This window comes from Kitasatospora sp. NPDC059088, assembly GCF_042738155.1.
Classification (GTDB): Bacteria; Actinomycetota; Actinomycetes; order Streptomycetales; family Streptomycetaceae; genus Kitasatospora.
Genome location: NZ_JBHYGR010000041.1, coordinates 1 through 19,590 on the forward strand (window position 1 = coordinate 1; position 19,590 = coordinate 19,590).

A 19,590-nucleotide genomic window follows, 5' to 3' on the forward strand; every position below is an offset into this window, starting at 1 on the left:
CTCCGCACCCACCCCCTCCACCGCCCCCTCCCGCAGCGCGTCCCTCTCGCCTGGGTTGGGTGGTGGGGGGAGGGGGGTGGTGGGCGCGCGGGGCGTTGCCCGCGCGCCCGTGCAGGTGGGTTTCCGGCTCCTTGGGGGTGGTCAGACGGGGATGGTGGGGTGGTGGGTGCTGAGGAGGTGCCAGAAGCGGGGGGTGAGGGGTGGGGTGGGGGTGGTGGGGTGGGTGGTGGTGCCCCAGTGGGAGGGGATGTGGTGTTCCTGGTGGAGGACGGGGAGGACGGCGGCGAGGTCGGGTTCGGGGACGGGGACGAGGCGGGCGATCGGGCGGAGGTGGGGTTGCCAGCGGCCGGCCACGCACTGGCGGAGCAGGGCGTCGAGGGTCTCGCGGCGGCCGGTGGCCTCGACGAGTTCGGTGAGGCGCAGGCCGAGGACCTGGGCGAGGGCGTGGGTCTGGTCCGGGTCGCCGTCCCAGTCGCCGGTCAGTTCGGCCTGGCGGTAGGTGGGCAGGGGGATGCCGACCCGTTCGGCGACGGTTTCCGGGGGGAGTTCCCGGGCGAGGCGGTGGTCGCGCAGGCTGACGGGGTGGCCGGGCATCAGGGCGGCGGCCGGGCACCAGAGGGCGCGGGCCAGGGCGATGAACTCGGTCTCGCCGGGGCGCAGCACGCCGTCCTCCCAGGCGAGGACGTGGCCGGGCAGCAGTCGGACGCCGTGTGCGGCCATGCCCTCGGCGACCTGCTCGGGGGTCAGCCCGAGGCCGGTTCGGTGGGCCCGGGCGGCCTCCGGCGAGAACGGCACCGGGGCGGGGGCGGCGACGGGGGGCTTTCTGCGGCGCATGGCCGAACCGTAGGCGTGGCCTGCGGCGCGGCCCCAGCCGCCGAACGCACGAAGCGGGGGCGCCGGGCTCTTGGTGGTACTGGGCGATCGCACAGGGCGGGGGCGGGTGCGTCGTGTGACCAACCCCTCCGTGACCTCGGTTGACTCCCGGTTCGGGCGCGTGATGGGATCCTGGGGCCAAACGGAGGCATGGAGAGGAAGCCGGTGCGAGTCCGGCGCGGTCCCGCCACTGTCACCGGGGAGCACGCTCGGAAAGTGCCACGGCGGACCGTCAGGGGCCGTTGGAAGGCCCGGGGGTGCGTCGGACCCGGAAGCCAGGAGACTCTCGCCCCCGGTACGTCGATCCAGGGCGCGGACCCTGAGTGAGGACACCCACGCGATGCAGGCTGCCCCGCCCGGTTGGATCCCCGGCTTCTCGATGTTGTGCGCCCGCTGACCCGGGCCGCGGCCTTCGCGGTGGGCGCCGTCGTGGGCTACGCCGCCGATGCCCGGTACGCCGACCCGCGCCGCGGCCACCCCGTCGCCCTGTTCGGCACGGCCGCGGGGCGGCTGGAGCGGCGGCTGTGGCGCGACGACCGGGCAGCAGGAGCCGGGTACACCGCGGTGTGCGTGGGTGCGGTCGCGGCCGGCGCGCTCGCCCTGGACCGTACGGTCGGGCGCCGTCCGCTGGGCCGGGCCGCGTTGGCGGCGGCGGCGACCTGGACGGTGCTCGGCGGCACCTCGCTGACCCGGGAGGCCCGCACCGTCGGACGCTCGCTGGCCGCGGGCGACCTGACGGCGGCCCGGGAGCGGCTGCCGCACCTGTGCGGGCGGGATCCGAGTGCCCTGGACGGGCAGCAGATCGCCCGGGCGGTGGTCGAGTCGGTGGCCGAGAACACGGCGGATGCCGTGGTGAACGCACTGGCCTGGGGTGCCCTGGCGGGCACGCCGGGGCTGCTGGCGTTCCGCGCGGTGAACACCCTGGACGCCATGGTGGGCCACCGCTCGCCCCGCTACGCCCGCTTCGGCTGGGCCTCGGCCCGGCTGGACGACGTGGTGGGCTGGCCGGGCGCCCGGCTGACGGCCCTGCTGACGGTGGCCGCCGCGCCCGAGCCCCGGACCGCCTGGCGGGTCTGGCGCCGGGACGGCTCCGCGCACCCGAGCCCGAACGCGGGCCAGGCCGAGTCGGCCTTCGCGGGGGCGGTCGGGGTCCGGCTGGGCGGGACGTTGCGGTACGGGGAGCGGGTGGAGCACCGGCCCGTCCTGGGTGCCGAGTTGCGGCCGGTGACGGTGGACGACATCGAGCGGGCCTGCACGCTGTCCCGGCGGGTGGGCGCGCTGGCGCTGGGTACGACGGTCGCGGGGCACGTCCTGCTGCGCATGCTGATGAGGAAGAGGGGTGGGGCATGACCAACGCACTGCTGGTCGCGGGGACGACCTCGGACGCGGGCAAGAGCGTGGTGACGGCCGGGATCTGCCGGTGGCTGGCCCGCCAGGGCGTGCGGGTGGCGCCGTTCAAGGCGCAGAACATGTCGCTGAACTCCTTCGTCACCGCCGACGGGGCCGAGATCGGCCGCGCCCAGGCGATGCAGGCGCAGGCCGCCCGGGTGGAGCCGGAGGCGGCGATGAACCCGGTGCTGCTCAAGCCGGGCGCGGACGGCCGCAGCCAGGTGGTGCTGCTGGGCAGGCCGGTGGCCGAGGTGGGCGCGCTGGACTACCGGGAGCGCAAGCCCGTCCTGCTGGAGCGCGCGCTGGAGTGCCTGGCCGATCTGCGCGCCCGCTACGACGTGGTGGTGTGCGAGGGCGCCGGCTCCCCCGCCGAGATCAACCTGCGCGACCGGGACATCGCCAACATGGGCCTGGCCACGGCCGCCGCGCTGCCGGTGGTGGTCGTCGGGGACATCGACCGCGGCGGGGTGTTCGCGGCGATGTACGGGACGCTGGCGCTGCTGTCGGCGGAGGACCAGCGGCACGTGGCCGGCTGGTTCGTCAACAAGTTCCGCGGTGACGCCCGGCTGCTGGCGCCCGGGCTGGAGATGCTGCACGAGCTGACCGGCCGTCCGGTGCTGGGCACGCTGCCGATGCTGCCGGGCCTGTGGCTGGACGCCGAGGACTCGCTGGACCTGTCCACCGTGGTGGACCGGGTGGACGGGCGCGGGCCGCTGGGGGCGGACGTGCTGCGGGTCGCCGTGGTGCGCTTCCCGCGCCTGTCGAACTTCACCGACCTGGACGCGCTGGCCCAGGAGCCGGGCGTGCTGGTGCGCTGGGCGACCCGGCCGGAGGAGCTGGCCGACGCCGACCTGGTGGTGCTGCCCGGCACCCGGGCGACCGTGGCGGACCTCGCCTGGCTGCGCGAGCGCGGCCTGGAGCCGGCGTTGAAGGCGCGGGCGGCGGCCGGGCGGCCGGTGCTCGGGGTGTGCGGCGGCTACCAGATGCTGGCGCACTCGATCGAGGACGAGGTCGAGTCGAAGGCCGGTGTGGTCGACGGACTCGGGCTGCTGCCGACCCGGGTGCGCTTCGGCGTCGAGAAGGTGCTGGCGCGGCCGGTCGGCGAGGCGTACGGGCAGCGGGTGGAGGGGTACGAGATCCACCACGGGGTGGTGGCCGTCGAGGGGGGCGTTCCCTTCCTGGACGGTTGCCGGGTCGGCTCGGTCTGGGGCACCACCTGGCACGGCGCGCTGGAGAACGACGGCTTCCGCCGTGAACTCCTGCGCGAGGTCGCCGACTTGGCGGGCCGGGCGTTCGTACCGGCGCCGGACACCTCGTTCGCCGTGGCGCGCGAGTCCCGGTTGGACCGGCTGGGCGACCTGATCGAGGAGCACGCGGACACCGACGCGTTGTGGAAGCTGATCGAGGGCGGGGTGCCGGCGGCCGGATCGCTGCCGTTCCTCCTGCCCGGAGCACCTGGGAGTGACGCATGAGTGAGGTCCGCTATCCGTTCACCGCGATCGTCGGGATGGCCGACCTGCGGCTCGGGCTGCTGCTGAACGCGGTCTCCCCGGCCGTGGGCGGCGTGCTGGTGCGCGGCGAGAAGGGCACCGCCAAGTCGACCATGGTGCGCGCGCTGGCCGGGCTGCTGCCCGCCATCGCCGTCGTGGACGGCTGCCGGTTCGCCTGCGACCCGGCCGGGCCGGACCCGCAGTGCCCGGACGGCCCGCACGCCACCTTCGGGAGCCACCAACGGCCGTCCCAGCTGGTCGAGTTGCCGGTCGGCGTGGCCGAGGACCGGATCGTCGGCTCGCTCGACCTGGAGCGCGCGCTGGCCGAGGGCGTCAAGGCGTACGAGCCCGGCCTGCTCGCCAAGGCGCACCGCGGCGTGCTGTACATCGACGAGGTGAACCTGCTCCAGGACCACGTGGTGGACCTGCTGCTGGACGCCGCCGCGATGGGCCGCTCCTACGTCGAGCGCGAGGGCGTGTCGGTGCGGCACGCGGCGCGGTTCCTGCTGGTCGGCACCATGAACCCGGAGGAGGGCGAGCTGCGGCCGCAGCTGCTCGACCGCTTCGGCCTGACCGTCGAGATCGCCGCCACCCGGGAGCCGGCCGAGCGCGCCGAGGTGGTCCGGCGCCGGCTCGCCTACGACGCCGATCCGGCCGGTTTCGCCGACCGGTTCGCGGCGGAGGAGCGGGAGCTGGCCGAACACATCACCGCGGCGCGGGAGTTGCTCTCGAAGGTCGAGCTGACGGATGTGGCGCTGCGTCAGATCACGGCGGTGTGCGCCGCGTTCGAGGTGGACGGGCTGCGCGCGGACATCGTGATGGCCCGCACCGCGGTCGCGCTGGCCGCCTGGGCCGGGCGGACGGAGGTGCTGGAGGAGGACGTCCGCAAGGCCGCCCAGCTGGCCCTGCCGCACCGGCGCCGCCGCAACCCCTTCGACGCCCCGGGGTTGGACGAGGAGCAGCTGGACCGCACGCTGGAGGAGCACGCCCAGCCGGAGGAGCCGGAGGTCGAGCCGGATCCGGAGCCGGAGGGTGACGGGCCGGAGCCCGACGGGGACGGTCCGGACGGGGGCGGTGACGGCGGCCCGGGTGACGGCGGCCCCGACGGCGGCGGCGCGCCCGAGCCGGCCGACGGCGCGGCCCCGGAGCCCGCGGCCACGGACACCGAGGCGCCCGAGCCGCAGCCCGTACCGGCCCAGCACCCCTCCCCCGCCCGGGAGTCGGCACCGGTCGCGGCCGGGGACCCGTACCGGACGCGGCTGTTCACCGTGCAGGGCACCGGCCACGGCGCCCAGGGCCGCCGCTCCCCCGCCGAGACCACCGGCGGGCACACCGTCCGGGCCCGCCGCCCGCAGGGTGCGCTCAGCCGGCTGCACCTGACCGCGACCCTCCAGGCCGCCGCGCCGCACCAGGTGGCGCGCGGGCGGGCCGGCCGGGCGCTGGTGCTGCACAAGGACGACTTCCGCGAGCAGGTGCGCCAGGGACGGGAGTCCAACCTGGTGCTGTTCGTGGTGGACGCCTCCGGCTCGATGGCCGCCCGGCAGCGGATGACCGCCGTCAAGGGCGCGGTGCTGTCGCTGCTGATGGACGCCTACCAGCGCCGGGACAAGATCGGCATGATCACCTTCCGCGGCGCGGACGCCGAACTGGCCCTGCCGCCCACCTCCTCGGTGGAGGTCGGCGCCGCCCGGCTGGAGACCCTGCCCACCGGCGGGCGCACCCCGCTGGCGGCCGGCCTGCTGCGCGCCCACGAGGTGCTGCGGGTCGAGCGGCTGCGCGACCCGAACCGGCGCCCGCTGCTGGTCGTGGTGACCGACGGCCGGGCCACCGGCGGGCGGGACGCGCTGGCCCGCTCCCAGCGGGCGGCCACCCTGTTCGCCGCCCAGGGCACCGCGAGCGTGGTGCTGGACTGCGAGTCCGGGCCGGTCCGGCTGGGCCTGGCCCGCACCCTGGCCGGGCTGCTCGGCGGCAGCGCCGTCAGCCTGGACGAGCTGCGCGCGGAGGGCGTGGCCTCGCTCGTCCGCGCCAACCGACCCGTCTCCACCTCGATCCGAAAGGCGGCCTGAGCCGACATGCCCAAGGGTGTCCCCGAGAGCGTTCCCGACGACGGCCTGACGACCCGTCAGCGCCGTACCCAGCCGATCACCGCCGTGCACACCGGCCCCGGGAAGGGCAAGTCCACGGCCGCCTTCGGCATGGCGCTGCGGGCCTGGAACCAGGGCTGGTCGGTCGGGGTGTTCCAGTTCGTGAAGTCCGCCAAGTGGAAGGTCGGCGAGGAGAACGCGCTGCGCGTGCTCGGCGCCTCCGGCGAGGGCGGCACCGTCGACTGGCACAAGATGGGCTCCGGCTGGTCCTGGATCCAGCGCTCCGCCGAGCAGGAGATGACCAGCGAGGAGGCGGCCAAGGAGGGCTGGGAGCAGGTCAAGCGCGACCTCGCCGCCGAGACCTACCGCTTCTACGTCCTGGACGAGTTCACCTACCCGATGCACTGGGGGTGGATCGACCCGGAGGAGGTCGTCGCGGTGCTCCAGGACCGCCCCGGCAGCCAGCACGTCGTCATCACCGGCCGGTACGCGCCCGAGGCGCTGACCGGGGTCGCCGACCTGGTCACCGAGATGACCAAGGTCAAGCACCCCATGGACGCCGGCCGCAAGGGCCAGCGCGGTATCGAGTGGTGACCTCTTGAACAACGTCCCCCGCCTCGTCGTCGCGGCGCCCTCCTCGGGCGCCGGCAAGACCACCGTCGCCACCGGCCTGATCGCGGCGCTCGCCGCGCGCGGGCTGGCGGTGTCGCCGCACAAGGTCGGCCCCGACTACATCGACCCGGGCTACCACGCGCTCGCCGCCGGGCGCCCGGGCCGCAACCTGGACGCCTTCATGTGCGGGCCGGAGCGGATCGCGCCGCTGTTCCTGCACGGCGCGGCGGGGGCGGACGTCGCCGTGGTCGAGGGCGTCATGGGCCTGTTCGACGGGGCCTCCGGGCGCGGGGAGCTGGCCTCCACCGCGCACGTCGCCAAGCTGCTGCGGGCCCCCGTGGTGCTGGTGGTGGACGGCTCCTCGCAGTCCCGCTCGGTGGCCGCGCTGGTGCACGGCTTCGCCTCCTGGGACCCGCAGGTGCGGCTCGCCGGGGTGATCCTCAACCGGGTCGCCTCCGACCGGCACGAGCACCTGCTGCGCGAGGCCCTGGAGGAGGGCTCCGGGGTGCCCGTGCTGGGCGCCCTGCGCCGCTCGGCGGCCGTGGCCACGCCGTCCCGGCACCTCGGGCTGATCCCGGCGGTGGAGCGCTCGGCGGAGGCCTTGCAGGCCGTTGCCGACATGGGCTCCCTGGTGGCGGCTTCGGTCGATCTGGACGCCGTACTGGAACTCGCCCGTACCGCACCGGAGTTGGACGCCGAAGCATGGGATGCCTCGGCGGAGGTCACGCCGGTCGGCGGGCGGCCGCGGATCGCGGTGGCCGGCGGTGCGGCCTTCTCGTTCTCGTACGCCGAGAACGCCGAGCTGCTCGGCGCGGCGGGCGCCGAGGTCGTCCCCTTCGACCCGCTGCACGCCTCGATGCTGCCCGAGGGCACAGCCGGACTGGTCATCGGCGGCGGCTTCCCCGAGCTGTACGTCCGGGAGTTGAGCCGGAACGCCGAACTGCGGCGGGCCATCGCCGACTTTGCGGCGGCGGGCGGCCCGATCGCCGCCGAGTGCGCCGGACTGCTCTACCTGGGGCGGGAGTTGGACGGCCTGCCGATGTGCGGCGTGCTGGACAGCGACGCCCGGATGACCGAGCGGCTCACCCTCGGCTACCGGGAGGCCGTCGCCCTGCACGACTCCCCGCTCGCCCCGGCGGGCACCCGGCTGCGCGGGCACGAGTTCCACCGGACGGTCTGCGAACCGGGCGCCGGCGAACACCCCGCCTGGGGCTGGCGCCTGCCGACCGGGCCGCGGACGGAGGGGTTCGCGGGCGGCAACGTCCACGCCTCGTACCTGCACCTGCACTGGGCCGGGGCACCCGGGGTGGCGGAGTCGTTCGCGGGAGCGGCGGCGGTGTTCAATTCCGGGGCGTCCTGAGGGCTTTGCTCCCTAGGATGCGCGCATGGATGTGATCGTTCTCAACGGCGGCTCCAGTTCCGGGAAGTCGAGCATCGCCCGGCGCTTGCAGGAGCTGCTCCCGGAGCCGTGGCTGCACCTCGGCGCGGACACCATGGTGGAGGCGCTGCCGCCGTGGCTGCTCGGCGGCGAGGAGGGCATCGGCGGCCTGACGGACGGGGACGGCACGGTCGAGGTCGGGCCGGCCTTCGCCCGGCTGGACGCCGCCTGGACGCTCGGCGTGGCCGCGATGGCCCGGGCCGGGGCCCCGGTCCTGGTCGACGAGGTGTTCCTCGGCGGCGCCGCCTCCCAGCAGCGGTGGCGCGCGGCGCTGGACGGCCTGGAGGTGCTCTGGGTCGGCGTGCGCTGCGACCCGGCGGTGGCCGCGGCCCGCGAGGCCGCGCGGGGCGACCGCGTCGCCGGGATGGCCGCCGCCCAGGCGTCGGCGGTGCACGAGGGCGTCGCGTACGACCTGGTGGTCGACAGTTCGCAGGCCTCGGTGGCGGACTGCGCCGACGCCGTCCTCGCCCGTGTCGCGGCCGCCGGATGAGCCCCGCGCGGGCGGCCCGTTGCGGTTGACTGTCCGGGGACACCCCCTTCCCACGGAGGCACCCCCATGGCCAGGCAGTACGAGTACAGCGCCGAGCTCCACTGGACCGGCAACCGGGGCACCGGCACCAGCGACTACCGGGCCTACTCCCGTGACGTCGAGGTGTCGGTCGAGGGCCTGCCGGGCATCCTCGGCTCCGCCGACCCCGCCTTCCACGGCGACCCGGCCCGTTGGAACCCGGAGCAACTGCTGCTGGTCTCGCTCGCCCAGTGCCACCTGCTGTCGTACCTGCACCAGTGCGCGGTGAACGGGGTCGTGGTGACCTCGTACGCGGACCGGCCGGCGGGCACCATGACCGTGACCCAGGAGGGCGTGCGCTTCACCTCGGTGGTGCTGCACCCGCGGGTCGAGGTCGCCGAGCCGGGGATGGTGGAGCGGGCCCTCGGCCTGCACGGGGCGGCGAACCGGGGCTGCTTCATCGCCAACTCGGTGAACTTCCCGGTGCGGCACGAGGCCGAGGTGACGGTGGGGGTCCCGGGCTAGCCGCGGGTCAGAGCGTGAGGGTCTGCCAGCCGCGGGTGATCTGCTCGTGGACGGCCGCCTGGTCCGGCGTGGTCGACCGGGCCACCGCGAGCGCCGCCAGCAGCGCCGTGCCGTCCGCCGGGCGGGCGGCCGGGTCGATGGCCAGGGCACGGGCGACGACGGCCGCGAGCCTCGGGTCGAGGGCCTGGACCGCTGCCAGGGCGGCGGGCTCGGGCCCGCTCTCCACGATCCGGCGGATCACCGCGCCCGTGTTGGTCGCCGCGAACGGGCTGACGCCGTACGCGGCGCAGACCACGCAGCACGCCCAGGCCCACACGTCGGCCGCCGGGCCGGGCCGCTCGTCGCCGAACTGCTCCGGCGCCATGTACGTCAGGGTGCCCGGGCCGCCGCCGGTGGCGGTCAGCCGGGTGCCGTCCACGATCGCCGCGATGCCGAAGTCCAGCAGGCGCGGGCCGGCCGTGGTCAGCATGATGTTGGCGGGCTTGAGGTCCCGGTGCACCAGGCCGAGCCGGTGCACCCCGGAGAGCGCCACGGCCAGCGCCAGGGCCAGGGCGTTCAGCGCCTCGGCGGAGCGGATCGGGCCCTGTTCGCGCAGATGGGCGTCGAGCGGGCGCCCGTCCAGCAACTCCATGGCCAGGTACGGGCGACCGGCGTCCACACCGGTGTCGAGCACCCGGGCGGTGTAGGCGCCGGGGACCATCGCCAGCACCTCGGCCTCGCGCTGGAAGCGGCGCAACAGGTCGCCCTCGGCGAGGAGTTCGGGGTTGATGGTCTTGAGCGCGACCTGGGTGGCGGAGCCCTGGCGCTGGGCGAGGTAGACCGTGCCCATGCCGCCGGAGCCGATCCGGCCGAGCAGCTGGTAGCCGCCGATCGTCCGGGGCTCGTGCGCGCCCAGCGGACTGCCGACGGGCGGGGCGGACGCCACCGGCGGCATCACGGGCGGCATCGGCGGGGCCGGCGGGGCCGGCGGGGTGAACTGCGGGGGGACGTAGGGGCCCTGCGGCGGCTGGGCGGTGGGCGCGTACGGGTTCTGCGCGTCCAGGTACGCCTGGAACGCCTGGGCGGCACCGGCCTCCGGGGCACTCCCCGGCTGCGCACCGACCGCCTTGGGCCGGCCGCTCACGAAGAAGGCGACGAGCTGGAACACCAGGACCGGGAGGACCAGACCGGCCGGCAGGACGAACACCGCGAGCGCCGCGCGGAGGACCAGCAGGCCGACGACCCGGGCCTGGGTCGCGCCCGCCGACCAGATCTGCGGAGGCAGGTCCGCGGTCAGCAGCCTGCGCTGGGTCAGGTAGCACAGCAGGAGGCAGAGCAGCAGGCAGACAACGAACACGGCGATGTACACGGTCTGCGCCGTGTCGAAGTGCAGACCCACCGAGTAGCCGAGGTACCTCGAGTTGACGGGGTCGAACGGCTCGCCCAGCCCGATGTGCGTCATGTTGCCCACGACGTTGTAGGACAGCAACACCACCACCCCGGCGATGCCCAGCAGGCCCAGCACCAGCTCGCCGACGGTCGCGCCGATCCCGCCCGGCGCACCCCCGCCCGCGTCCGCGCCGGTGGCGGCCAACGCCCTTCGGCGCGCGGCCGTTTGGGCACGCACCAGCACCGGCAGCGTCGCCAGCCGTAGCAGCAGCGCCGCACCGATCATGAGCAGTGCGACGACTTCGAGCACACTCAGCATGCTTCCCCCTGGCTGATCGAGCACACGGAGTATAGGGCCGATGCGGCCCGTAGGCGGAGCTACCGGTCCAGCAGGGCGGTGAGGTAGCGGTCGATCTCCGCGCGCAGCTCCTCCGGCATCGGCACGTACCAGTGCCCGCTGCCCGCGGTCGCGTTGAACAACACTCCGTCGCACCAGCGGATCAGCCGGCGGGCGTCGCCCTCGGGGTCGGTGGAGCCGGCGGCGGCGAGCAGGACGGCGCCGAGCTCGGCGAAGCGGGCGCCCAACCGGTCGTAGACGACGCGCAGTTCGGGCCGGCGGGTGGCCTCCAGGGCGAGTTCCAGGCGGGCCAGGGTGAGCCTGCGGCCGCTGGTGAGCGCCTGGAACAGCACCTCGGCGCCGACCTCGGCCAGCATCGCGCGGGCCGGTGCGGCCGCTCGGGGGCGCTCGCCCTCGGTGAAGACCGGGTGGTCGACGGTCTCCCGCTCGACGATCCGGGTGAGCACGAGTTCCAGCAGGGCGGCCCTGGTCCGGGCGAGGTTGGAGGTCGAGCCGGCGGGCAGGCCGGCGGCGTCGTCCACCGCGCGGTGGGTGAGTCCGCGCAGGCCGGCCTCGGCGATCAGGTCGATGGCGGCGTCGGCGATCAGGGTCGGGCGCGGGGGCGTCATGGGTCCGATCATGGCCTTTCCTCGGGGACTACCCAACTCACTACAGCCGTAGTTTACGGCCCACTACATGTGTAGTACGGTGCCGAGCAGTGGCCACTACAGCTGTAGTGACCGAGAGCGTGGGAGAACAGGAGCCCCCATGGGCCAGCACCAGGCGATCGTCATCGGCGGCGGCATCGGCGGCCTCACCGCCGCCCTCGCCCTCCACCGGCAGGGCGTCCCCGTCACCGTCCACGAACGCGCCGCGAACCTGGAACCCGTCGGCGCCGGACTCGCCCTCGCCCCCAACGCCCTGCGCGCCCTCGACCTCCTCGGCGTCGGCCCCCGGCTGCGCGCCCGCGCCACCGACCACCCCGCCGTCGGCATCCGCCACCCCTCCGGCCGCTGGCTCGTCCGCACCACCGGCGCCGCCGTCCGGGCCCGCTTCGGCGACACCGTCGCCGCCGTCGCCCGCGCCGAGGTCATCGCCGCCCTGGTCGACGCGCTGCCCGAAGGCACCGTCCGCACCGACTCCCCCGCCACCGTCACCGACCCCGGCGACCACCACCGGCCCGCCGTCGTCCGCACCCGCGAGGGCGACCGGGCGGCCGCCCTGGTCGTCGCCGCCGACGGCATCCACTCCGCCACCCGCAGCCTGCTCTTCCCCCACCACCCCGGCCCGCGCTACAGCGGATTCACCACCTGGCGCGCCGTCGTCACGCCCGGGGCCCGTCTTCGACCGGCCGCCGCCGGCGAGGTCTGGGGCCCCGGCCGCCTCGCCGGGATCGTCCCGCTCGCCGAGGACCGGGTCTACGTCTACGGCGCCGCCCTCGCCCCGGCCGGCGCCCGCGCCGCCGACGAAGCGGCCGAACTCCGGCGGCTCTTCGGCGACTGGTGCGCCCCCGTCCCCCAGCTGTTCGCCCTCGCCGAGCCGGACCGGCTGCTCCGCAACGACGTCCGGGAACTCGCCGACCCCCTGCCCGCCCACCACCACGGCCGGGTCGCCCTCCTCGGCGACGCCGCCCACGCGATGTGCCCCTTCCTCGGCCAGGGCGCCTGCCAGGCCATCGAGGACGCCGTCGTCCTCGCCTCGCTGCTCACCCCCGCCGGCGACCCCGCCACCGCCCTCCCCGCCTACACCGCCGCCCGGCTCCCCCGCACCACCGCCGTCGTCACCGCCTCCCGCCGCACCGGCAGCCTGGTCGCCCTCCGCACCCCCGCCGCCACCCTCCTGCGCACCACCGCCCTCACCCTGGCCGGCCTCCTCCCCACCCGCACCCTCCTCGGCCGCACCGGCACCCTCTACGACTGGCAGCCCCCCGCCCTCCACCCGGCGGCCTGAGGGTCGGAGCCCGAGTTCACCCGACCACCGGCAGTCGCCCTCGTACTCCCACTGCGGCAACCCGACACCTTTTAGCCGAAGCGCACCCGCCACTCGTCGCCGACCGGCGGCGGCGCGACCTCATCGCCACGCTCGGGGCTCACGGGGCGACCACCTCACCGTGATCGTCGCCGGGCAGCGGCCTCGTCAGCTCCGCGGTCAACTCCGGGTCGGCGAGGATTCTGGCGGTGGCACGCCATTCCGCCATCACGCGGTGCAGGTTGGCGTGTACGTCGAGCTCCACGACATCACGCGTCGCCTCGACGAGGTCGACGACGAACTCCCGCACCTCCTCGGCGGAGAGGTGCCTGACCCAGGGGAACACGGCGGGAAGCGCCAGCAGTACGGCGCGCGCCCTCGTCGCTGCCGATCAGCGCCGTGAAGAGGCGCGCGGTGACATCGGCGGTGTCCTCTCGCTGTCGGTCATGGCGCTCCGTCGTCAGGTAGAGGTCCTCGCCGTCCCGCCGCGTGACGTGCACCCGCTGGGCGCGCTCCACGGTGTCCGCGACGCGCTTGGAGTTCTTCGACAGGTCGGAGAAGGACACGGTGGGAGTCGACATGCTTCGACGCTAGTTCGGAATACGTTCCGACCGTCAATCGCGATCGCCCCATCCGGATGGACGGCCGGGCCCGGCGACGCCCGGCCGGGGTGTCGGTGAGAGCCGGGAGGATGGGCGGCATGACGGACTCAGGGCAATCCATCGCCGACTACTGGGACGCGGCCGCGGCGGCCTTCGACGAGGAGCCGGACCACGGCCTGCGGGCGCCGGTGGTGCGGGAGGCGTGGGCGCGGCGGGTGCGGGGGTGGCTGCCGGGCGGGGCGGTGGAAGTGCTGGATGTCGGGTGCGGGACGGGGTCGTTGGCCGAGTTGGTGGCGGCGGACGGGCACCGGGTGACGGGGGTGGACCTGGCGCCGCGGATGGTCGCGCGGGCCCGGGCGAAGCTGGCGGCGGCCGGGCTGGCCGGGCGCTTCCTGGTGGGGGACGCGGGCGCGCCGCCGCTGCGGGAGGGCGGCTTCGACGTGCTGCTGTCGCGGCACCTGGTCTGGACCCTGCCCGACCCGGAACGGGCGCTGCGCGCCTGGGTGCGGCTGCTGCGCCCGGGCGGGCGGCTGGTGCTGGTCGAGGGGCGCTGGCGCGAGGCGGGCGAGCAGGCGGCCCCGTACGTCGCCGGGGCGGAGCGGCTGCCCTGGGGCGGCGGCGTGGGCGCCGACGAACTGGCCGCGGCGGTCCGCCCGTTGGTCGCGGAGCTGCGTGTCGAGCCGCTCAGCGGGGACGCGGCCCTGTGGGGCGGTCCGGTGCACGACGAGCGCTACGCACTGGTCGCAACCACCTGACGGATCTTCACCAGCCGCTCCCGAAGGTCCCGTTGATCGGGTCGCTGCGGTGGCAGGCGGGGCAGCGGAGGCGGGTGTAGATCGCCACCGTGCCCATGCAGACGTCCTCGCGGCCGTCGAGCGGGGAGGCCGACCGGGCCGGCTCGCCGCAGTCCGCGCAGCGGCGGTGGGGGCGGGCGGTGATCGAGCAGGCACGGCAGACCAGGTGGGTGGGGTGCTCGGCGTGGACGACGACGGGCTGCGGGCCGCCGTGCAGCAGGTGGTCGCACCAGGTGCAGGACTCGTCCTCCTGCGCGGCGAGCATCCGCTCCCTGGTCTCCCGCTGCCACTTGGCCGCGTTCTGCAGCGGCACCTGCACCGGCGGCCCCCACCCGGCGGCGGCGAGCCACTGGGCGCCCTCCGCCCCGGCGGCCCGCAGCTGGTCGTCGACGGCGATGTCCCTGGGGGTCCTGTGCTTCATCGGGTCTCTCCTCCGGCGCGTCGTCCCGATGGGTTAACGCGGCCGGGAGGTGGTGGTCACGCGAACGACCCGGCGGTCAGCCCAGCGGCTCGGTGTCGCCGTGGGCGACGAGGAGCTTGCGGAGCAGGGTGTCGAGCTGGGCGCGCTCGTCGGCGTCGAGGGCGGTGAGGAGGCTCTCCTCGTTGCTGATGTGGCCGGGGAGGGCGGCGTCGATGAGGTCCTTGCCGGCCGGGGTGAGGCGGACCAGGACGGCGCGGCGGTCGGTGGGGCAGGGGTTGCGCTCGACCAGGCCCTTGGCGGAGAGCTTGTCGACCCGGTTGGTGATGGCGCCGGAGGTGACCATGGCGGACTTGAGCAGGGCGCGGGCGTTGAGTTCGTAGGGCTCGCCGGAGCGGCGGAGGGTGGCGAGGACGTCGAACTCGGAGGGGTCCAGCCCGCAGGTGAGGAAGTACTCGCGCAGGGCGTTGTCGACCCGGACGTTGAGCCGCCGCAGCCGGCCGATCAGGGCCATCGCCTCCAGCGGCAGGTCGGGGCGGTTCCTGGCCCACTGCTCGGCGATGTCGTCGACGGTGTCGCGCTGCTGCATGCTCTGTCATCTCCCTCGGACGGCCGGGCTGCTGCCGGTGCAGATATCTTAACATTCACATACTTGACGTTCGCCGATCCCGGGCGTAGAAATATCTCAACGTTCAGATAGTCAACGTTGAGGGGATTGGGAACCGCCATGGACCGCAAGCGCGCAGGGATCGCCGTCACCGCCGCACTCGCCCCGGCCGCCTGGGGCACCACCTACCTGGTCACCACCCAGCTGCTGCCCGAGGGCCGCCCGCTGCTGCTCGCCGCGCTGCGGGCCTTGCCCGCCGGGCTGCTCCTGCTGCTGATCGGCCGCAAGCTGCCCAAGGGGCGTTGGTGGGGGCGCGCGGCGGTGCTCGGGATGCTCAACATCGGACTGTTCTTCCCGCTCACCTTCGTCGGCGCCTACCGCCTGCCCGGCGGCGTGGCGGCCACCATCGGGGCGATCCAGCCGCTGCTGGTCGCCGGGCTCTCGGTCGGGGTGCTCCGGGTCCGGCCCGGGCGGCGGGCGCTGCTCGCCGGACTGGTCGGGGTCGCCGGGGTGGCGCTGCTGGTGCTCAAGAGCGGCGCGAAGCTGGACGGCATCGGCATCGCCGCGATGGTCACCGCGATCGGCCTGATGGCCACGGGCACCGTGCTGACCCGCCGCTGGGGCCGCCCGGAGGGCGCCACCATGATCGACCTCACCGCCTGGCAGCTGCTGGCCGGCTCGGTCTTCCTCGTCCCGCTGGCGGCCCTGGTCGAGGGCGCGCCGCCGGCCCTGAGCACCGCCAACCTGGCGGGCTTCGCCTACCTCGGGCTGCTCAGCACCGCGCTCGGCTACGTGCTGTGGTTCCGCGGCATCGAGCGGCTCGGCGCCGGTCCGGTGTCCTTCCTGGGGCTGGTCAACCCGGTGGTGGCCACCGTCGGCGGCCTGGTGGTGCTCGGCCAGACGCTCACCCCGTGGCAGGTGCTGGGGCTGGTGCTGGCACTCGGCGCGATGCTGATCGGCCAGGCCCCGGCCCGCCGGACCACGCCGGTCACCGCGCCGATCCCCGCCCCGGCAGCCGCCTCGGCCCGCGTCCCCGCCACCGCCCCCGAGCGCCGGGCACCGGCGGTCGCCCGCTGAGGGCCCGCACCCTGCGCTCCCGTCCCCGCCCCGTCGGCCACCGGCCGGCGGGGCACGGACGTACCCGGGCTCAGCCCGTGGCGCGGATGTAGATGTCGGCGGCGCCCGGCAGCCCGCCCGGGACGGCGGCCACGTAGATCCGGCGGGCCGACGGGGCCCGGGTGGGGACGGCGGACGGGCTGGTGGTGGGCGTCCAGGTCGGGGTGGGGACCGGGTCGGGGGTGCTGTCCTCGGGGACGTGCGCGGTACCGCCCGCGCCGCCGGTGCCTCCGGAGCCGTCCTCGGCCCCGTCGTCCGTACCGGCCTCCGGGACACCGCCTCCGGAGCCGTCCGGGTCGGGATCGGCCGGGGCGGGATCCGCCGCGACGGCCATCGGCGCGACGCCCGCCCCGGGGGCCACCACGGCAGCGGGGGCGGAGGCCGACGCGGACCCCGACGGCACGGGCGAGGGCGCTCCCGACTCCCCCAGCGACCCCGCCACCCCCACCGACCCCGCCGACTCCACCGCAGGCTCCGGCAGCTCCGGCGCCTCGGACGGCTCGTCGCCCCCGAGGGCGGCCGCGAGGTCCGGCGGCAGCGGGGCGGCGGGTCCGGGCGCCGGGAGGTCGTAGGCGCGCAGGAAGTCGCCGAGCCCGGGCTCCTTGCCGCCGCCGAGGCGGTAGTGGAGGTAGGCGACGGGCGCGCCGTCCGAGGTGCGGGTGTAGACGGCCCCGACCGGGACGTAGTAGCGGCCCGCGCCTGGGTGCTGGGAGGGGTGGAGGCCCGCCAGCCGTTCGGCGCGGTCCCGGTCGGTCTCCCGCCCGACCCGGCCGACGGTGAGCGCGTTGACGCCGCGCACCATCAGGGCGGCGCCGGCGGACACGCACAGCACGAGTCCGACGGCGACGGTGCGCCGCAGGACCGGTCGGCCGTGCAGGGCGGGCCAGGAGTCGGTGACCACGCGCTCGGGTGGGATGCCGTCCACGGTTGCTCGTTCCCCCGCTTCGATCAGGACGTCCGACCGGCACCTCGGGTCGGGACGTCGCACTCTGCTCGACGTGGGACGCTAGCGGAGAGTTCCTCAGCCCAGGTAGGCGGGGGCGACGGCGGCCTTGGTGACCAGCCGCGGGGCACCGGAGCCGTCGGCCGGGACGGTCCACAGGTCGGCGCCGTAGTCGCCGGGCAGGGCGTACACCAGCGTCCCGGTGTCGGACCAGAGCGCCTGGTCGTCGATGTTGCGCTGCTCGGCGGTGGCGGTCTCGGTGCCGGTCGCGAGGTCCAGGACGTACAGCCGCCAGGGGGCGTCGGGCGACAGGCCGGGGACGCGCTTCTTGTACGCGATGCGGGTGCCGTCCGGGGAGAGCGAGGGGCACTCGACGTTGTCGTGCAGGGTGGTGAGGGTGCGGGCGGCGAGGTCGCCGCGGACGAGGTGGGTCTGCCCGGAGCTGGCGAGGGTGGCGTAGAAGGTGTTGTCGTCGGCGAAGGTGACGCCCCAGATGTTGACGTCGTGCGCCTGGTACGGGTGGCCGTCCTTGACGACGGCGAAGTCCTCCAGGTTCTCCCGCAGGTTCCAGTCCCGCACGTCGACGATCGAGGTGCGGGTGGAGAAGTCCGAGCCCGCGTAGGAGTCCCCGCTGACGAAGACGGTCCAGGCGGCGAGGTGTCCGGACGGCGAGACCCGGGAGCGGGTGGGGATGCCGGCGGCGGGGAAGGAGCGCCGCTCGTGCAGGTGGTCGTCCAGGACGACGGCGCGGTAGGTGTCGTCGAGCGCGCCGTGCTGGGCCTGGAGGCAGATGCCGGTGCCGGCGGCGGCGTGGAAGCGCAGGCACTGGGTGCCGGAGGCGGTGCGCGGGCCGTCGGGGTGGTCGGCGGGGACGCTGGTGATCTCGTCCCGGTGCGGCCCCCAGGCCATGTTGCGGAAGAGCAACTGCCTTCCACTGGTCGGCACTCGGAGCGAGACCGGGCCGGGTTCGACGGCCGGCCCGCCGGCCTGGGCGCGGTCCCGTTCGGAGCTGCGGTCGGCGGCGTAGAGGACGGCGCCGGTGCCGACCGCACCGAGCACCAGGACGGCGATCAGCAGCACGAGCACCCGGCTGCGGTTGTTCCAGGGGTTCACGTTCTGCGGGTTCACGTTCTGCGGGTTCACGTTCTGGGGGTTCACGTTCTGCGGGTTCACGTTCTGCGGGGTCACGGACTCTCCTCCACGCTCTGCTCCACGACGACGGGTTCCGAACGGCGCAGCACCACCGCCGCGCCGGCCACGCACAGCGCCAGGGCGCCCGCGGACCAGGCGAGGGCGGTCGACCCGCCCACCGCGCTCCACAGCGCGCCGAACAGCAGCGAGCAGGCGAACCGGGCCAGCGCCTGCCCGGTGCCGACCAGGGCGAGCCCGGCGCCGCGCTGTTCGGCGGGGACGGCGTCGGCCGCGGCGGCGGCGAGCACGCCGTCGGTGGCCGCGTAGAAGGAGCCGTGCAGCAGCAGCACGCAGAGCACGGCGGGCAGTCCGCGCAGCGGCGAGAGCAGCAGCCCGTACCCGAGCAGCAGGACCCCGTGGCCGAGCAGGAAGAGGCGGCGGCGCCCGATCCGGTCGGCGAGCGCGCCGAACGGGACGGCGAGCAGCAGGAAGGCGGCCGCGGTGCCGAGCGGGAGCAGCGGGAACAGGGTGACGGACAGGCCGAGCCGGCGCTGGATCAGCAGGTAGAGGAAGGAGTCGCTGACCGTGGTGAGCCCGAGCAGGACGGCGCACAGGGTGAGCCGGCGCAGTCCGGGCAGGCGCAGCAGGGTGAGGCTGCTGCGCAGCGAGGGGGTGGCGGTCGACGGCGCCTCGCCGGTCTGCCGGTTCGGCACGAACAGCAGCAGGATCAGCACGCCGAGCGCCGCGACGCAGGCGCTGACCGTGAACACCGCGTCGTAGCCGTGCCGTTCGCCGCCGTCGGCGAGCAGCGGGCTGCCGGCCAGCCGCAGCACCAGGAAGGCGGTGAGCGGGCCGAGCAGGGCGCCCGCGGTGTCCATCGCCCGGTGCACGCCGAACGCCCGGCCGCGGTGGGCGGGTTCGGTGGCCAGCGAGATCATCGCGTCCCGGGGGGCGGTGCGCAGGCCCTTGCCGGTGCGGTCGACGGCGATGACGGCGCCGATCAGCGGCACGGTGTGGACGAACAGCAGCAGGGGCCGGCACACCGCGGAGAGCCCGTAGCCGACGGCCGCGACGGCCTTGTGCCGGGCGGCCCCGTCGCGGCCGCGGCGGTCGGCGAGGTGGCCGCCGACCAAACGGACCAGGGCGCTGAACCCGTTCTGGATGCCGTCGAGCAGGCCGAAGCCGAGCGGGGAGAGGCCGAGTCCGGTGAGCAGGTAGAGCGGCAGCACGGCGTTGACCATCTCCGAGGAGACGTCGGTGACCATGCTGACCGCGCCGAGGGCGAGGACCGCCCCCGGCACCGAGCGCAGGGCGGCGCCCCGCCGCACCTGGCCGGTGGCCGGTGCGACGGGGGCCTTCGAGCTGCGGGAGTCCGCGACGTACACGG

20 protein-coding genes and 1 riboswitch are annotated in these 19,590 nt (G+C 75.4%); of the genes, 10 read left to right on the forward strand and 10 right to left on the reverse strand.

Annotated elements, in window-relative coordinates; translation table 11 throughout:
- Positions 1-141 precede the first annotated feature (141 nt).
- Positions 142-834 carry a transcriptional regulator gene (locus ACFWXO_RS19865; RefSeq protein ID WP_380525162.1) on the reverse strand — a complete coding sequence of 231 codons (693 nt, stop codon included), beginning with the start codon at positions 832-834 and terminating at the stop codon, positions 142-144.
- Between the two features lie 193 nt (positions 835-1,027).
- A riboswitch (cobalamin riboswitch) is annotated at positions 1,028-1,159 on the forward strand.
- Positions 1,160-1,257: 98 nt separating this feature from the next.
- On the opposite strand from ACFWXO_RS19865, the gene ACFWXO_RS19870 reads away from it, so the two are divergent.
- The 7 genes from ACFWXO_RS19870 (at position 1,258) to ACFWXO_RS19900 (ending at position 8,919) form a co-directional block, all read left to right on the forward strand.
- Complete coding sequence (locus tag ACFWXO_RS19870) at positions 1,258-2,223, forward strand: cobalamin biosynthesis protein (protein WP_380525163.1); 966 nt, start codon at positions 1,258-1,260, stop codon at positions 2,221-2,223.
- A complete protein-coding gene (locus tag ACFWXO_RS19875) occupies positions 2,220-3,734 on the forward strand; it encodes a cobyric acid synthase (RefSeq protein ID WP_380525164.1) in 1,515 nt (504 codons plus the stop codon). The genes ACFWXO_RS19870 and ACFWXO_RS19875 overlap by 4 nt, the downstream gene beginning before the upstream one ends.
- Positions 3,731-5,818, forward strand: coding sequence for a putative cobaltochelatase (locus tag ACFWXO_RS19880; RefSeq protein WP_380525165.1), 2,088 nt, complete (start codon positions 3,731-3,733; stop codon positions 5,816-5,818). The genes ACFWXO_RS19875 and ACFWXO_RS19880 overlap by 4 nt, the downstream gene beginning before the upstream one ends.
- A gap of 6 nt (positions 5,819-5,824) precedes the next feature.
- A complete protein-coding gene (gene cobO / locus ACFWXO_RS19885) occupies positions 5,825-6,430 on the forward strand; it encodes a cob(I)yrinic acid a,c-diamide adenosyltransferase (protein ID WP_375894599.1) in 606 nt (201 codons plus the stop codon).
- A gap of 4 nt (positions 6,431-6,434) precedes the next feature.
- The gene (locus ACFWXO_RS19890) at positions 6,435-7,808 is read left to right on the forward strand and encodes a cobyrinate a,c-diamide synthase (RefSeq protein WP_380525166.1); all 1,374 of its coding nucleotides are present in this window, start codon (positions 6,435-6,437) and stop codon (positions 7,806-7,808) included.
- 25 nt (positions 7,809-7,833) lie between these two features.
- Positions 7,834-8,376, forward strand: coding sequence for a chloramphenicol phosphotransferase CPT (gene cpt / locus ACFWXO_RS19895; protein ID WP_380525167.1), 543 nt, complete (start codon positions 7,834-7,836; stop codon positions 8,374-8,376).
- A gap of 66 nt (positions 8,377-8,442) precedes the next feature.
- Positions 8,443-8,919 carry an OsmC family protein gene (locus ACFWXO_RS19900; RefSeq protein WP_380525168.1) on the forward strand — a complete coding sequence of 159 codons (477 nt, stop codon included), beginning with the start codon at positions 8,443-8,445 and terminating at the stop codon, positions 8,917-8,919.
- Between the two features lie 7 nt (positions 8,920-8,926).
- Here the strand turns inward: ACFWXO_RS19900 and ACFWXO_RS19905 are convergent, their stop codons facing one another.
- Together ACFWXO_RS19905 and ACFWXO_RS19910 are read right to left on the reverse strand one after the other, a co-directional pair.
- Complete coding sequence (locus ACFWXO_RS19905; RefSeq protein ID WP_380525169.1) at positions 8,927-10,606, reverse strand: serine/threonine-protein kinase; 1,680 nt, start codon at positions 10,604-10,606, stop codon at positions 8,927-8,929.
- Between the two features lie 59 nt (positions 10,607-10,665).
- Complete coding sequence (locus ACFWXO_RS19910) at positions 10,666-11,253, reverse strand: TetR/AcrR family transcriptional regulator (RefSeq protein WP_380525170.1); 588 nt, start codon at positions 11,251-11,253, stop codon at positions 10,666-10,668.
- Between the two features lie 139 nt (positions 11,254-11,392).
- Here ACFWXO_RS19910 and ACFWXO_RS19915 point away from each other — a divergent pair, with 139 nt between their 5' ends.
- On the forward strand, positions 11,393-12,574 hold the full coding sequence (locus ACFWXO_RS19915; protein WP_380525171.1) for an FAD-dependent monooxygenase: 1,182 nt from the start codon (positions 11,393-11,395) through the stop codon (positions 12,572-12,574).
- Between the two features lie 139 nt (positions 12,575-12,713).
- On the opposite strand, the gene ACFWXO_RS19920 is transcribed toward ACFWXO_RS19915, so the two are convergent.
- Positions 12,714-12,857, reverse strand: a complete 144-nt coding sequence (locus ACFWXO_RS19920; protein WP_380525172.1) for a hypothetical protein — start codon at positions 12,855-12,857, stop codon at positions 12,714-12,716.
- Between the two features lie 4 nt (positions 12,858-12,861).
- Complete coding sequence (locus ACFWXO_RS19925; protein WP_380525174.1) at positions 12,862-13,173, reverse strand: hypothetical protein; 312 nt, start codon at positions 13,171-13,173, stop codon at positions 12,862-12,864.
- A 119-nt stretch (positions 13,174-13,292) separates the two neighbouring features.
- Between ACFWXO_RS19925 and ACFWXO_RS19930 the strand changes: the two genes are divergently transcribed.
- Entirely contained in the window at positions 13,293-13,949 is a 657-nt protein-coding gene (locus ACFWXO_RS19930; RefSeq protein ID WP_380525175.1) for a class I SAM-dependent methyltransferase, read from the forward strand.
- A gap of 7 nt (positions 13,950-13,956) precedes the next feature.
- On the opposite strand, the gene ACFWXO_RS19935 is transcribed toward ACFWXO_RS19930, so the two are convergent.
- On the reverse strand, positions 13,957-14,409 hold the full coding sequence (locus ACFWXO_RS19935) for a hypothetical protein (RefSeq protein ID WP_375894577.1): 453 nt from the start codon (positions 14,407-14,409) through the stop codon (positions 13,957-13,959).
- A 76-nt stretch (positions 14,410-14,485) separates the two neighbouring features.
- On the reverse strand, positions 14,486-14,995 hold the full coding sequence (locus tag ACFWXO_RS19940; RefSeq protein WP_375894574.1) for a MarR family winged helix-turn-helix transcriptional regulator: 510 nt from the start codon (positions 14,993-14,995) through the stop codon (positions 14,486-14,488).
- Positions 14,996-15,133: 138 nt separating this feature from the next.
- Between ACFWXO_RS19940 and ACFWXO_RS19945 the strand changes: the two genes are divergently transcribed.
- Positions 15,134-16,090 carry an EamA family transporter gene (locus ACFWXO_RS19945; protein ID WP_380525176.1) on the forward strand — a complete coding sequence of 319 codons (957 nt, stop codon included), beginning with the start codon at positions 15,134-15,136 and terminating at the stop codon, positions 16,088-16,090.
- A gap of 70 nt (positions 16,091-16,160) precedes the next feature.
- On the opposite strand, the gene ACFWXO_RS19950 is transcribed toward ACFWXO_RS19945, so the two are convergent.
- The 3 genes from ACFWXO_RS19950 to ACFWXO_RS19960 all read right to left on the reverse strand — a co-directional run bounded on the left by ACFWXO_RS19950 (position 16,161) and on the right by ACFWXO_RS19960 (position 19,588).
- Positions 16,161-17,054: a hypothetical protein gene (locus ACFWXO_RS19950; protein WP_380525177.1), complete on the reverse strand. Its 894-nt coding sequence runs from the start codon at positions 17,052-17,054 to the stop codon at positions 16,161-16,163.
- Between the two features lie 96 nt (positions 17,055-17,150).
- Positions 17,151-18,185, reverse strand: a complete 1,035-nt coding sequence (locus tag ACFWXO_RS19955; RefSeq protein ID WP_380525206.1) for a TolB family protein — start codon at positions 18,183-18,185, stop codon at positions 17,151-17,153.
- 71 nt (positions 18,186-18,256) lie between these two features.
- On the reverse strand, positions 18,257-19,588 hold the full coding sequence (locus ACFWXO_RS19960) for an MFS transporter (RefSeq protein WP_380525178.1): 1,332 nt from the start codon (positions 19,586-19,588) through the stop codon (positions 18,257-18,259).
- Positions 19,589-19,590 lie beyond the last annotated feature (2 nt).

What these genes read in the sequence shown, in the direction of transcription:
- ACFWXO_RS19865 (WP_380525162.1), bottom strand. Translation starts at nt 834, where the DNA reads ATGCGCCGCAGAAAGCCCCCCGTCGCCGCCCCCGCCCCGGTGCCGTTC.
- ACFWXO_RS19875 (WP_380525164.1), top strand. Translation starts at nt 2,220, where the DNA reads ATGACCAACGCACTGCTGGTCGCGGGGACGACCTCGGACGCGGGCAAG.
- ACFWXO_RS19880 (WP_380525165.1), top strand. Translation starts at nt 3,731, where the DNA reads ATGAGTGAGGTCCGCTATCCGTTCACCGCGATCGTCGGGATGGCCGAC.
- cobO (WP_375894599.1), top strand. Translation starts at nt 5,825, where the DNA reads ATGCCCAAGGGTGTCCCCGAGAGCGTTCCCGACGACGGCCTGACGACC.
- cpt (WP_380525167.1), top strand. Translation starts at nt 7,834, where the DNA reads ATGGATGTGATCGTTCTCAACGGCGGCTCCAGTTCCGGGAAGTCGAGC.
- ACFWXO_RS19900 (WP_380525168.1), top strand. Translation starts at nt 8,443, where the DNA reads ATGGCCAGGCAGTACGAGTACAGCGCCGAGCTCCACTGGACCGGCAAC.
- ACFWXO_RS19905 (WP_380525169.1), bottom strand. Translation starts at nt 10,606, where the DNA reads ATGCTGAGTGTGCTCGAAGTCGTCGCACTGCTCATGATCGGTGCGGCG.
- ACFWXO_RS19910 (WP_380525170.1), bottom strand. Translation starts at nt 11,253, where the DNA reads ATGACGCCCCCGCGCCCGACCCTGATCGCCGACGCCGCCATCGACCTG.
- ACFWXO_RS19915 (WP_380525171.1), top strand. Translation starts at nt 11,393, where the DNA reads ATGGGCCAGCACCAGGCGATCGTCATCGGCGGCGGCATCGGCGGCCTC.
- ACFWXO_RS19925 (WP_380525174.1), bottom strand. Translation starts at nt 13,173, where the DNA reads ATGTCGACTCCCACCGTGTCCTTCTCCGACCTGTCGAAGAACTCCAAG.
- ACFWXO_RS19930 (WP_380525175.1), top strand. Translation starts at nt 13,293, where the DNA reads ATGACGGACTCAGGGCAATCCATCGCCGACTACTGGGACGCGGCCGCG.
- ACFWXO_RS19935 (WP_375894577.1), bottom strand. Translation starts at nt 14,409, where the DNA reads ATGAAGCACAGGACCCCCAGGGACATCGCCGTCGACGACCAGCTGCGG.
- ACFWXO_RS19940 (WP_375894574.1), bottom strand. Translation starts at nt 14,995, where the DNA reads ATGCAGCAGCGCGACACCGTCGACGACATCGCCGAGCAGTGGGCCAGG.
- ACFWXO_RS19945 (WP_380525176.1), top strand. Translation starts at nt 15,134, where the DNA reads ATGGACCGCAAGCGCGCAGGGATCGCCGTCACCGCCGCACTCGCCCCG.